This is a genomic window from Pelomonas lactea, assembly GCF_043555885.1.
In the GTDB taxonomy this organism is placed as follows: Bacteria; Pseudomonadota; Gammaproteobacteria; order Burkholderiales; family Burkholderiaceae_C; genus Pelomonas; species Pelomonas lactea.
In genome coordinates this window covers 145,323-158,812 of record NZ_JBIGHX010000004.1, presented here as the reverse complement: position 1 = coordinate 158,812, position 13,490 = coordinate 145,323, and the positions used below count along the sequence as shown (strand labels likewise).

The following is a 13,490-nucleotide window of genomic DNA, read 5'->3' as shown; positions in this document are numbered from 1 at the left end:
TCAAATGGTTGCGCAAACATTTGCAGTCTATAGAGATACAGTCCAGCACCATCCCCTGGGAAACCACTAAGTTTCGCCGTCGCACCAAACCATATGATAGCGATAACAATTTGAACATCTCTCCCCAGGCGCCGATATCGCCGCCACGCCCGCGCGCCGTGCAGGCGCTGGCCAAGGGCGTCGGCAGTGTCGCGCCGCGTTCCCGTTCCGCCTGCTGATGCCATGACGACTCCTCTCACCGACAGCTCCGCCGAGCAGGTCCGCGCCGCCTGCGCGGCGGCCGCCGCGGCCGCCCCCGCGTGGGGCCTCACCCCCATCCCGCAACGCGCCGCGCTGCTGCGCGCGCTGGCCGACGCCTTGCAGGCTGCCCGCGAGGCCCTCGTGCCACTGGCCGACGAGGAAACCCACCTGGGCCCCGTGCGCCTGAACGGCGAGCTGGACCGCACCGCCTTCCAGCTGCGCGGTTTTGCCGACCAGATCGAGGCCGGCCGCGCCCAGCCCGTGCAGGACGACGAGGCCGTGCCCGGCGCCCCGCCCGCAGGCCGCCCGCGCCTCACGCGCGTGGCCGTGCCGGTGGGCCCGGTCGCCAACTTCGCGGCCAGCAACTTCCCGTTCGCGTTCAGCGTGCTGGGCGGCGACACGGCCGCCGCGCTGGCCGCCGGCTGCCCGGTCGTCGTCAAGGCCCACCCGGGGCACCCGCGGCTGTCGCGCGCCGTGGCCGAGCTGGCCGCCGCCGTGCTGCCGGCCGGCGTGCTGCAGCTGGTGGAAGGCGCCGGCACCGCGGTGGGCGTGGCGCTGGTGCGCGACCCCGCCATCGCCGCCGCCGCGTTCACCGGCAGCGTGCGCGGCGGCGTGGCGCTGTGGAAGGAGGCCAACGCCCGCCCGCGGCCCATCCCGTTCTACGGCGAGCTCGGGTCCGTCAACCCGGTCGTCGCGCTGCCTTCGGCGCTGGCTGCCAACGGCGCCGCGCTGGCCACGCAGCTGGCCGGCAGCATCGTGCTGGGCTGCGGCCAGTTCTGCACCAGCCCCGGCCTCGTGCTGGTGCGCGATGACGAGCCGAGCCGCTCGTTCGTCAGGCAGCTGGCCGAGGCGCTGGCCGCCGCCAACCCGCATGCGATGCTGAACGCCGGCATCCGCGCCAACTTCAACGCGGGGGTGGCCCGCCTGCACGGCCGCACCGGCGTGAAGTCGCTGCTAGCGCTGCCCGCCCGCGAGGCGGCGCCGGGCGCGCACCTGTTCGCCACTGACGCCGCCACCTTCCTTGCCGACGAGGTGCTGCACGAGGAGGTCTTCGGCCCCAGTTGTGTCGTCGTCACCGTGCGCGACCTGGACGAGACGCTGCGCGTGCTGGCGGCCGTCGAAGGCACGCTGACGGTCACGCTGTGGGGCGCCGACGAAGACACGCCCGCCCACCGCCGCCTCGTGGCCGGCGCGCAGGCCATCGCCGGCCGCGTGCTGTTCGCCGGCGTGCCCACCGGCGTCGCCGTGACGGCCGCCCAGCAGCACGGCGGCCCGTGGCCGTCGTCGACGAACGGCTTCACCACCAGCGTGGGCTACGCGGCCATCGAGCGCTTCCTGCGCCCCGTCGCGCTGCAGGACGCGCCGGCCTGGCTGATCGCCGCGCGGGGCCAGGCATGAAGAACGTCGCAGACCTGCGCAGCGCCCGCTGGTTCGCCAAGGACGACTTCCGCTCCTTCGGCCACCGCAGCCGCGTGCTGCAGATGGGCTACGCCGCCGAGGACTTCATCGGCAAACCGGTCATCGCCATCATCAACACCTGGAGCGATGCCAACCAGTGCCACACCCATTTCAAGCAACGGGTGGAGGACGTCAAGCGCGGCATCCTGCAGGCCGGCGGCTGGCCGCTGGAGCTGCCGGCCATCTCGCTGAGCGAGAGCATGGTCAAGCCCACGTCCATGCTCTATCGCAACTTCCTCGCGATGGAGACCGAGGAGCTGCTGCGCAGCCACCCGGTGGACGGCGCCGTGCTGATGGGCGGCTGCGACAAGACCACGCCCGGCCTGCTGATGGGTGCCATCAGCATGGGCCTGCCGCTGATCTACCTGCCCGCCGGCCCAATGCTGCGCGGCAACTGGCGCGGCCAGGTACTGGGTTCCGGCAGCGACGCCTTCAAGTACTGGGACGAGCGCCGCGCCGGGCGGCTTTCTGACCAGGCCTGGGCCGAGATGGAAGCCGGCATCGCGCGCAGCCACGGCACCTGCATGACGATGGGCACCGCGGCCACGATGATGGGCATCGCCGAGGCACTGGGCGTCACGCTGCCTGGCGCCAGCAGCATCCCCGCGCCCGACGCCAACCACATCCGCATGTCCGCCGACTGCGGCCGCCGCATCGTGCAGATGGTGTGGGACGACCTCACGCCCGCGAAGCTGCTGTCCAAGGGCAGCTTTGCCAATGCCATCGCCGTGGCGATGGCCATGGGCTGCAGCACCAACGCCATCATCCACCTCGTTGCCATCAGCCGCCGCGCCGGGTTGCCCGTCACGCTGGACGACTTCGATGCGGCCAGCCGCCATGTCGGCGTCATCGCCAACATCCGGCCCAGCGGCGACCGCTACCTGATGGAAGACTTCTTCTACGCGGGCGGCCTGCCGGCGATGATGAACGTCATGCGAGACAAGCTGGACCTCACCGCGCTGACCGTCAACGGGAAAACGGTGGCCGACAACATTGCCGGCGCCGAGGTCTTCAACGACGACGTCATCCGCCCTCTTTCCAACCCCATCTACGCCGAAGGGGCCCTCGCCGTGCTGCGCGGCAACCTGGCGCCGGACGGTGTCGTCATCAAGCCCAGCGCCGTCGCCCCGCACCTGCTGCAGCACACCGGCCGCGCACTGGTGTTCGACGACTACCCCAGCCTGAAGGCAGCCGTCGACGACCCGGACCTGGACGTGACGGGCGACGACATCCTGGTTCTGCGCAACGCCGGCCCCAAGGGCGCCGGCATGCCCGAGTGGGGCATGCTGCCCATCCCCACCAAGCTGCTGAAACTTGGCGTGACCGACATGCTGCGCCTGTCCGACGCGCGCATGAGCGGCACCAGCTACGGCGGCTGCCTGCTGCACTGCTCACCCGAGGCCTTCGTCGGCGGCCCGCTGGCGCTGGTGAAGACGGGCGACCGCATCACCGTCGACGTGCCGGCGCGCACCATCCATCTCGAAGTCAGCGACGAGGAACTGGCCGCCCGCCGCGCGGCCTGGGCGCCGCCCCCCGCCCGCTACGAACGCGGCTACGGCTGGATGTTCGGCCGCCATATCCTGCAGGCCCACGAGGGCTGCGACTTCGACTTCCTCGAAACCCAGTTCGGCGCGCCGGTGCCCGAGCCGGTCATCTACTGAACACGACGACATGAATCCCGACACCCGCAAGAAGCTGATGGGCGTCAGCACCGCCACGCTGTGCACCGCGCTGTTCAAGCGCGGCCTGCACAAGCAGTTCATCCAGGACGTGCGGCCGCTGAACCCGGGCCTGCCCAACATGGTGGGCCCGGCCTACACACTGCGCTACATGCCGGCACGGGAGGACCTGAACGGCATCGCCGTGTTCAAGGACCGCGCGCACCCGCAGCGCGTCGCCGTCGAGGAATGCCCGCCGGGCGCCGTGCTCGTCATCGACAGCCGCAAGGACGCGCGCGCCGCCTCCGCGGGCGGCATCCTCGTCGCGCGGCTGATGGTGCGCGGCGTGGCCGGCATCGTCACCGACGGCGGCTTCCGCGACAGCCCCGACATCGCGAAGTACACGATGCCGGCCTACCACGCCCGCCCCAGCGCCCCCACCAACCTGACGCTGCACCAGGCCATCGCCCTCAACGAGCCCATCGGCTGCGGCGACGCGCCGGTCTTCCCGGGCGACGTCATCGTCGGCGATGCCGAGGGCGTCATCGTCATTCCGGCGCACCTGGCCGACGAGATCGCCGACGAGGCGGTCGAGATGACCGTGTTCGAGGACTTCGTGCAGCAGCAGGTGCTGGCCGGCCGCAGCGTGCTGGGCCTGTACCCGCCCACCGACCCGGACGTGGCCGAGCTGTTCGCCGCGTGGCGGGCGACGCAAGGCCGCTGATGCTGATGAAAGTCGAGAACGCCAGCGGCCAGGCCCTGCTCAAGCGCGGCAACCGCATGGCCATCGTGCGCCGGTTGCGCATGGAGCCGGGGCTGTCGCGCGTGGACCTCGCCAACGCGCTGGACCTGACCAAGTCCACCGTCAGCGCCCTCACCCGCGAGCTCATCGCCGAAGGCTGGCTGCTGGAGCGCGAGGTGCTCGTCACCGGCGACATCGGCCGCCGCCCGACGCCGCTGTTCGTCGACCCCGGCCGGCTGCTGCTGCTGGGCACGCAGGTGGGCATCGGCCATGTGCGCGTGGTGCTGACGTCGCTGACCGGCGAGGTGCTGGCCGCGAAGAGCGCCGCCTACGACACCACGCTGGACGTCGAGGCCTGCATCCTGGCGCTGACACGCACCATGCTGGCCGTGGCCGGCCGCTGCGGCGACGCCCAGCAGATCATCGGCATCGGCGTGGGCCTGCCCGGCGGCGTGGACCAGGCCCGGGACCAGCTCGTCTTCGCCCCGCACGTGCACTGGCACCAGGTGCCCTTCGGCGCGCTGCTGCGCGAGGCGCTGCAGGGCACGCCGCTGGCCGGCGCGCCGGTCTTCATGCAGAACGACGCCGACGTCGCCGCCCTGGGCGAGACCGAGTTCAACCCGTCGCCCCAGGCCGACCCGCTGCTGCTGGTGCTCGTCGGCGAAGGCGTGGGCGCCGGCATCGTCGTGGGCGGCCGGCTGCTGACCGGCGCGCGCGGCCTGGCCGGCGAGGTGGGCCACATGGTGCTGCAGATCGACGGCCCGCGCTGCTCCTGCGGCCGCCGCGGCTGCGCCGAGGCGCTGATCGCCAGCCGCGCGCTGCTGCGCCAGGACGCCCCGCCGCCGCCGGCCGACGTGGCGCAGGCCGGCCGCTACCTCGGCGTGCTGCTGCAGAACCTGGCCGCCGCCTACGACCCCGCCTGCATCGTGCTGGGCGGCCCGGCCATGGTGCTGGGCGATGCGCTGCTGGCGCCCGTGCAGGCCACGCTGGCGGAGTACGCCCAGGCCGCCGGCCTGCCCGAACCGGCGCTGCGCGTGGCCCGCTTCGGCGCGGATGCCATCGCCGTCGGCGCCGCCGCGCTGGCCGGCTACCGGCTCACGCAGCCGACGCTGGCGTAGCCGGCGTCGGCCCCCGGCTCAAAGCACCAGCTCTTCCGTCCAGACGCGAAAGCGCGCCGCATCCTGCGGCAGCGGCTCGGCCGCGGCGGTGTCCAGGCTCAGCAGCGCCGCCAACTGGCTGGGCAGCAGCGGTGCCGGGTCGGCCGCGAAGACCGGCGCCGCGTCGCGCCACGCGGCCACGGACAGCGCCGACATCGTCGGCACCGCCACGCTGGCCGCCAGCGTCGTGTCGCGCGACTCGGCCAGCGGCCGCAGCGCGTTCAGCCAGGCCCACGCATCCGCCGACGCGGCCGTGGGCTGCTGCGGCGAGGCCGCCTGGCTGGCCTGGCGCGACGGCGCGCCCAGCGCCACCAGCTGCTGGTAGAGCTGGCCGCCGTCGAGCAGGTTGAAGCCTGTGCGGCCGTCGCTGCCGCTGTCGCGCAGCACCACGCCGCTGGGCGCGTCCACGTCCAGCTTGCTGGCCTGCACGTCCAGCGCCGCCGGCACCTCCGACGCGCCGCCGGTCAGCGCCGGCCCGCGGCCGCGCAGCGTCAGCAGGTCGGCGAACACGTCGGCAGCGCCGTCGGCATTCGCCTCGCTGATCGTGCCGCCGGTGGACGCCAGCACCACGGCCGCCGTCGCACCGCCGGCCGTGGCGCGCGTGTCGATGCGGCCCACGCGCAGGTCGCCGCCGGCCTGCAGCAGCACGTCGCCGGCCTGCGTGGCCAGCTGGCCGGTGGCCGCCATCAGCAGCGCGCCACCCGCCGTCGCGTGAACGTCAGCGCCCGCGGTGGTCAGCGCCAGCGTGCCGGCCAGCGTCAGGTCTTGCCCGGCCGCCAGGTCCAGCAGCGTCACGGCCGCGTTGGGGCCCGTGCCGGCACCGTTCAGCGCCAGCGTGCCACCGGCCAGCGTCAGGTGCGGCGTCGCCAGCGTGGCCAGCGCATCCGCCGCGATGGCGGTCGTGCCCTGGTCAGTACGGCCCAGCTGCACGTGGCCGAAGCCCTGCACCGCCGCCAGCTGTGCGGCGCTCAGTGCCAGGCCCGTGCCGGTGACCGAGCCCACCGTCATGCCGCCGGACGCGCCGGCCAGCTCCACCTTGGCCGCGGCGCTGCCGCTGATGAGGCCCGACAGCGTCAGCGCGTCGACGCGGATGACCGCGTTGCCGCTGGCGATGACGACGTTGCCGATGACCAGCTCCGTCGCGCCGACGATGCTCAGCGAGCCGGCGCTCAGGTCCAGCCCGCCCTTGAACTCGACGCGGCCGGCCGCCTGCAGCGTCAGGTCGCCGGCCAGCTTCACGTCCTGGTTGAAGCTGACGTTGCGCGCGTCGTTGATGACCAGCCCGCCCAGCCGCTCGGTCGCGCCGATGGCGCCGCCGAAGACGACGTCGGCGCCGTCGCTGGTCACGACCAGCTTGTCGGCCGCGCCGCCCGCGGTGCCGTCGATGGCGCCGCTGACCGTGATGGGCCCGTCGCCCCGGCCGCCGCCCTGGCCGCCGGTGATGGCCACGGTGCCGTCGAACTTCAGGCCGCTGTCGATGACGACCGGCCCCTGCTGCTCGATGGTGCCGGCCGGTGCGTTGACGACCGACGTCGCGCCGCCGGCCTTCAGCGACACGGTGCCCGTGCCGTGCGCCGTCACGCTGCGGCCATCGGCCGGTGCCGTGCCGTCGGCGAACAGGATGTTGCCGTTGGTGGTGGCCAGCGCGATGCTGCCGTTGCCGCCGGTGGTGACGAGGTCGGACTGCGTCGCGTCGTCGACGGTGGCGGTGGTCGTCGCCAGCGTGCTGACGCGGCGCACGGAGACGGCCACGTCGGTGACGGTGATGGCGTCCGCTTCCTGCAGCCAGATGCCGCCGCCCGCCGCGCGCGCGCTGACGCGCTGCACGTTGGTGTCCAGCCGGTCGCCGCTGCTGCCCACGCCCACGGCTGCGTTCAGCCGCAGCGACGCCGCCGTGACCTCGGTACCTGCATGGCCCGCCGCGGCGGCGATGCTGCCGCCGGTGGAGATCAGCGACACCTGGCCCAGCCCGGCGGCGATGCCGCCCACCGTCAGGTCGCCGCCTGCCTGCACGCGGATGGCCGAGTCGACCACCGACAGGTTGGCCGTGGCGGCCATCGTCACCGCGCCGCCGGCCTGCAGGTCCAGCGTGCGGCCGGTGCGCGTGATGGCCACGTCGGCATTCAAGTTCATGCCGCCGGCGGCCAGCAGGCTGACCGCGCCGGACGTGCTGCGCAACGCCGCGGCCAGCGAAAGGTCGCCGCCCACGTCCAGCAGCACGTTGCCGGCGGACTGCAGCGCGACGCCGTCGGCATTGGCGCCGTCGGCCAGGCTCACGCTGCCACCGGCCGCCAGCACGACGTTGCCGCCCGACACCAGGTCGGCCAGCGCCGCGTCGGCCTGCGCGGCCTGTGAGCCGTCGGCCGCCACGCGCATGACGAACACGGCCACCGAGTCGACGGCCAGCGCATCCGCCTCGCGCGCAAAGAAGCCGCCCGCGCCGGTGCCGGCCACGCTGGCCGCCAGCGTGCCCACCTGCAGCTGCAGCGGCGCGGCGCCGGTGCCGAAGCCCTGCGTCGTGCCGGTGCCCGTGGTCACGACACGCAGCGCGCGCGCCGCCACGTCGTTCTCGGCACCGCCGGCGTCGGTGATGTTGCGGGCCAGCAGGCTGACGTCCCCGCCGGTCTGCAGCGCGCCGACGGCCAGGTTCAGCGCCGCCGCCAGCCGCATCGAGCCCGTACCGCTGGCGAACACGCTGCCGTCGGCCATGCTGATGGAGGCACCCGCCTCGGCATCCAGGCCGGCGGCGCCGGCCAGCGTCACGTCGCCGCTGCTGGTGAAGCTCAGGTCGCCGCCCGCGCGCAGGCTGGCATGGCCCGCGGCGGCAATGCCGGCCTTCGTGGCGATGCTGCCCGTCACCGCGCGCAGCAGCAGCGCGCCACCGGAGGTGACGGCCTGCTCGGTCGTCACGCTGCCGCCGTTGATCGTCAGGTCACCGCTGTTGACGGTCAGCAGCAGCGCGCCGCCGCTGGTGGTCAGGTCTTCCTGGGCGCCCAGGTCCACGCCGCCCGTGCTGCCGTCGCTGGCAACGCGCTGCAGGCTGGTGGCGACGCGGTCGACGACCAGCGCCTGGGTCTGCTGCGCCGACAGCGAACCCGCACTGACGCTCAGCGTGCCGACGGCCGTTTCCAGCGCATTGGCCGCGGTGCCCACCGCACCGCCGGCGCTCAGCCGCAGCGACGCAGCGGTGATGTCGGTCTCGGTGTCGCCTGCCGCATCACCGTCGACGATGGCGCCGCCGGCGATCAGCGCCGCACCGGCCGTGCCGGCGTTGAGGGTTTCGATCGTGATGTCGCGGCCGGCCTGCAGCGCGATGACGCCGTTGACCGTGGCGAGGCTGGCGCCCTGCGACTGCGTGATGTCGCGCACGGCGCGCAGGTCCAGGCTGCGGGTGCTGCCGGTGCTGGCCACGTTGGCGTTCAGCAGCAGGTCGCGCGTGGCGGCCAGCGACACGATCTGTCCCGCCAGCGCGCCGCCGACGACGAGGTCGCCCGAGCTGCTGATGAGCACGGCGCCGGTGGCCGACGTGGCGGCATTGAGGGCCACATCGGCCGCGCCCGTCAGCACCAGGCTGCCCGGGCTGCGCACGCCCGCCAAGGCTGCATCGGTGACGGCACCGGCGGCCAGCGTGCCGTCCAGCTGCACACAGGCCCCACTGAACGCGGCGAGGCTGCCGACCTGCAGCGCGCCGGACTGCTGCGCCAGGAACACGCCGCCCCCGGCCGCATCCACGGCCAGCTGCTGCACGGCGATGTCGATGAGATCGCTGCCGCTGCCAACGCCCGCGGTGGCCGCGGTACCGGTGGTGCGCAGCATCAGGCTGCCGGCGATGAGGTCGGCGGCCGTGTCGCTGTCGCCGGTCAGGTCCTTGACCTGGCTGGCCGTCACGCTCATCGCGCCGCTGCCGGCGTCCAGCTGCGCCAGCGCCAGCGCGCCGGTGGCGGCGACACGCAACGCGCCGCCGCCGCTGGACAGGCTGCTGCCCAGCGCCTGCGTCCAGGCGCCGCCGGTCTGCGCATCCAGCGCGCCGCCGCCGCTGCTCACGCTGCCGCCCGCCGCCTGCGTCACCGCGCCACCCGCCAGCAGGCTGATGGCGCCGCCATTGCTGGCCACGCTCGCGTTCAGCGCCAGCGCGCCACTGGCGTCCAGGCGGATCGTGCCGCCCTGCGTCTGCACGGCGGCATCCACCGTCAGCGCGCCACCCAGCAGGCGCAGCACCACCGGGGCGCTGCTGCCCACGTTCAGGCCCTGCACCTCGGTGGTCGTGACGGTGGCGACGCTGCCGTCGGCCGCGATGCGCTGCACCGGGCCAAAGTTGTTGCCCAGCGCGCCGGGAATGTTCAGCGCGTCGGTCTCGTCGATGAAGATGCCGGCGCCCGACGTCGCGCCCAGGTAGGCCGCCGAGGTCTCGAGGGCATTGCCCGCCTGGCCGATGCCGGCGTTGGCCAGCAGCACGAGCTTGCCGGCGTTGAGGTTGACGCTGCTGTCGCCCGCCGTGTCGGCGTCGGTCACGCTGCCGCCGGCGTTGATCGTCAGCGCCTTGGTGCTGCCGACATTGATGCTGGCCACACGGATGTCGCGCGTGGCCGCGAAGGCCGAGCTGGCCTGCGCCGTGGCACTGGTGCCGGGGTTCATCAGCAGGTCGCGGCCAGCTGAGAGATCCAGGCTGCCGGTGGCGCTCAGGTTGTCCTGGATGTGCAGGTCGCGCGTGGCGGACAGCGTGAGGACGCCGCCGCTGGTGAGCCCGCCGCTGAGCAGGCCCACGAACAGGTCGTTGCCCGCGGACAGGCGCATGCGCTGCGCGGTGATGGCGACGCCGGCGACGAGGTTGCCGCCTGCCGACAGCACCAGCCCAGCCGCGCTGCCGATGCCGCGCAGTTCCGCCTCGGGCGTCAACGCGGCCAGGCTGCCATCGGCCTGCACGCGGGTGAAGGTGGTGGCGGCGATGGCATCGACGATGACCGCGTCGGCCTCGCCAATGAACACCCCGCCGGCGCCGGCCGACTGGGCCGCCAGGCGCTGCACCTGCAGCGACAGCGCGTCGGCGCTGCTGCCGATGCCGTCCGATGCACCGGTGCCGGTGCTGATCAGGCGGGCGTCGGTGGCCACGAGGTCGATGCCGCTACCGGCCGCGCTGATGATGCTCGTGCCCTGCAGCCAGGCCTCGGCATTGCCGGCAGTCAGTTGGCCCAGCGTCAACGCGCCGGCGGCCTGCAGCCGCAGGCGGCCGCCCGCCGTGTTGACGGCCGTGCCGGCGGCCATCGTGATCGCGCCACCGGCCTGCTCGTCGATGACCTGGGCCGCCGTCGTGACACTGCCCGCGGCGGCGTGCGTGATCGCACCACCGGCCAGCAGCGAGACCAGGCCGCCGGTACTGGACACCGCGGCGTTGACGGCCAGCGTGGTGCCGGCGCTGACGCGCAGGTGCGAACCGGCGATGGCGGTCGCGTTGACCGCACTGTCGAGCGACACGGCGGCGCCGGTGTTCAGCACGATCTCGCCATTGCTGGTGAACAGCCCGGCCAGCGCGCCGGCGGGCGTCGTGGCGGTGGTCGTTCCCGTGCCGCCGACGCGGTTGACCGCGACTTCGGCGACGCTGCCCACGGCGACGCCGTCGAACTCGGCGAAGGCCAGGTTGCCGGCGCCGCTGGCGGCGAGGTTGGCGACCTTGGTCTGCAGCGGCGCAGCGCCCATGGCGATGCCGGCCCCGGCCTGCACGCGCAGGCTGGCGGCCGTGACCGTGGCGGTTTGCGAGACGGCCGTGACGGCCCCGCCCGCGATGACCGTGACGGTGCCGCTGCCGGCATCGACGCCGGCCAGCGCGATGGCCGTGCCGGCCTGCAGCCGCTGCGCCGCGTTGGCCGTGGCCAGCAGCGTCGTGCCGCCCTGTGTGAAGCTGGTGCCGGCGCGCAGGTCCAGCGTCTGGTTGACGCCCTGGGCGCGCACCGCGCTGCCAGTGGCGCTGAGCGCCGCGCCGGCCACCAGGCTGATGCTGCCGCCCTGGGCCAGCACGTCACTCTGCACGGCCAGGTTGCCGGTGATGGCTTCCAGCAGGATGTGGCCCGTGCCGTTGGCGCGCACGGCGCCGGTGGCCGTCAGGTCACCGCTCGCATTGCGCACGACGATGGCGCCGCTGCCCGCCGTCGTCAGGCCGCCGGAGGCGATGCTCAGCGCGGTGGACTCGCTGACGAAGATGCCGCCGCTGCTGCCATTCACCGTCGCCGTCAGGCTGCCGATGGTGGTCATCAGCGGCGCGGCGCCGGTGCCCACGCCGTTGGCGGCCGTCAGCGTCACGGCGGCGTTGTCGCCGACGAGGTTGGCGCCGTTGCCGGCCAGCGCGTCGAGGATGGCGCCACCGGTGGAGGTGAGCGCGATGCTGCTGGCGGCGCTGATGACACCCACCTTGAGGTCGCCCGCGGACGTCAGCGCGATGGCCCCGCCGGGGCCGGCGTCCAGCGTGACGCCGGTCAGGTCCAGCGCACCGCCGCTGCTCAGCGTCAGCGTGCCGCCCACCGTCGTCACGGCCGCGCCCAGCGTCAGCGCGCCGGCGCCCGACGTGATGCCGACGGCGGACGCACCGGTGGCGGTGATCGTGCCGGCGGCGCTGCTCGTGAACGCGTCGGCCGCGCTGAACGTGGCGGCGCCGCTGACCAGGCTGACCGGGGCCAGCAGGTTGATGTCGGAACCCGCACCCAGCGCCGTCAGCGACAGCGCGCCGGTGCCAGCCAGGCTGATGTGGTTGCCGCCGCCGGCCGCCAGCGTGATGCTGCCCGCCTGCGTCGTCAGTGCAATGCCATTGGCACCGCTGACGGCGGTCTGCTCCAGGCGCGTGACGGACAGGTCGCCGGTGATGTCGGTCAGGAAGGTGGTGTTGCTGCGCGCGGCGTTCTGGCCCAGCGTGACCTGACCCTGGCCCGAGTTGACGACGTCCAGCGTCTGCAGTTCGAGGTTGGGCAGCAGCACGCCGGTGGCGGCCTGCGCCGTCAGCGTGTAGCCGCGCAGCGCCTCGCCGATGCGGCCCGCGCCGTCGACGACGCTGTCCTGCTGGCGGATCTGGCCCGTGGCTGACGTGATGTTCAGCGTCTGCGCGTCGACCTCGTTGTAGATCGTCACGTGGCTGGTGGCGTCCAGCGTCAGCGCGCCGCCGGGGTCCAGCCGCAGCCAGGACAGCGAGTCGCTGAGGTCGTCCACCTGGATGGTGCTGCCGTAGACCTTGATGCTGTCCCACGGCAAGGCGTTGGCGTCGGTCGTGCCGCCCAGCCAGACGGCGCCGCTGTTGGCATCGGCATGGCCGCCGGTCTGGCGACCGAAACTGAAGCTCTGGAAGAACGCGCCGAACGTGCCCATCTCGGTGTTGTCCAGCGTCAGCGAGCTGGCATGCACGCCGGGCGCCGAGAACAGCGCCATGCCGTAGCCGGCGGTCGTGGGCATGATGGTGGCGTTGCCGGTGCCGCTGATGCGGCCGGACGGCGTCAGCAGCGTCAGTGTGTCGGCCTGCAGCAGCAGGTCGCCGGGCGTCACGCCGTTGGGGGTCGTCAGGTCCAGCCGCGACGTGGTGGCGAAATAGATCGCGCTGGCGCCGTAGATCTTCAGGCTGCCGCCCTCGGACAGCGTGACCGGCTTGTCGAAGGTGACCGTGCCGCTGGCATGGATCTCCACCGTGCCCTTGATGTTGACCGCTTCCTTGAAGCTGACGTTCTGCGCGGCCAGCACGGTGAGGCCGGACAGCAGGTCGGTGCTGCCACCGGCCGTGTTGACCTCGGCATTGATGGTGATGTTGCCGGTGGCGCTCAGCGTCAGCGTGTCGACGGTGGCGCTGCTGTTGCCGGACAGGAAGTCGTTGTGGCCCGCGGACCCGATCTTGATGTTGCCGGCGGTCGCCGTGATGCTGACGCTGCCGCTGACCTGCAACGAGTCGTTGTCCAGCGAGTAGGACGTATCGACGTATGGATTGGGGAAGGAGCCGCTGGGCGCCGTCACCGCCAGCGCGTGCATGGTGGGCCCGGCGGACTGCACCTGCGGGGCCGCCGAATAGGCATTCGCCAGCACATCGGCATCACCACCGTCCACCGGCATCAGCGCCAGATGCACGGCGCCCAGCACGGGGTCGGCCGACAGCAGCACGCGGGGCTCCAGCGCCTCCAGGCTCCAGGCGCGGGCGCTGGGCTTGATCGCCAGCGGAGTGGACGGCGCGGCTTCGCGCCAGCGTCGCGGCAGCAGGGAGCGGAGTTTCAC

Annotated in this window: 5 protein-coding genes; 4 read left to right on the top strand and 1 reads right to left on the bottom strand. The window is 73.3% G+C overall.

Annotation, left to right across the window (positions count from 1 at the left end; genetic code table 11):
• Nucleotides 1-222 precede the first annotated feature (222 nt).
• From ACG04Q_RS13420 to ACG04Q_RS13405, 4 genes are read left to right on the top strand one after another with little or no spacing between them, the layout of a single operon-like run.
• Entirely contained in the window at nucleotides 223-1,638 is a 1,416-nt protein-coding gene (locus tag ACG04Q_RS13420; RefSeq protein ID WP_394511440.1) for an aldehyde dehydrogenase (NADP(+)), read from the top strand.
• On the top strand, nucleotides 1,635-3,359 hold the full coding sequence (gene araD, locus ACG04Q_RS13415; RefSeq protein ID WP_394511439.1) for an L-arabinonate dehydratase: 1,725 nt from the start codon (nucleotides 1,635-1,637) through the stop codon (nucleotides 3,357-3,359). Before ACG04Q_RS13420 ends, araD begins: the two co-directional genes overlap by 4 nt.
• A 10-nt stretch (nucleotides 3,360-3,369) precedes the next feature.
• Entirely contained in the window at nucleotides 3,370-4,080 is a 711-nt protein-coding gene (locus ACG04Q_RS13410; RefSeq protein ID WP_394511438.1) for a ribonuclease activity regulator RraA, read from the top strand.
• Entirely contained in the window at nucleotides 4,080-5,216 is a 1,137-nt protein-coding gene (locus ACG04Q_RS13405) for an ROK family protein (RefSeq protein ID WP_394511437.1), read from the top strand. The genes ACG04Q_RS13410 and ACG04Q_RS13405 overlap by 1 nt, the downstream gene beginning before the upstream one ends.
• 18 nt (nucleotides 5,217-5,234) lie before the next feature.
• Here the strand turns inward: ACG04Q_RS13405 and ACG04Q_RS13400 are convergent, their stop codons facing one another.
• Nucleotides 5,235-13,490, bottom strand: coding sequence for an LEPR-XLL domain-containing protein (locus ACG04Q_RS13400; RefSeq protein WP_394511436.1), 8,256 nt, complete (start codon nucleotides 13,488-13,490; stop codon nucleotides 5,235-5,237).

What these genes read in the sequence shown, in the direction of transcription:
- ACG04Q_RS13405 (WP_394511437.1), top strand. Translation starts at nt 4,080, where the DNA reads ATGCTGATGAAAGTCGAGAACGCCAGCGGCCAGGCCCTGCTCAAGCGC.
- ACG04Q_RS13420 (WP_394511440.1), top strand. Translation starts at nt 223, where the DNA reads ATGACGACTCCTCTCACCGACAGCTCCGCCGAGCAGGTCCGCGCCGCC.
- araD (WP_394511439.1), top strand. Translation starts at nt 1,635, where the DNA reads ATGAAGAACGTCGCAGACCTGCGCAGCGCCCGCTGGTTCGCCAAGGAC.
- ACG04Q_RS13410 (WP_394511438.1), top strand. Translation starts at nt 3,370, where the DNA reads ATGAATCCCGACACCCGCAAGAAGCTGATGGGCGTCAGCACCGCCACG.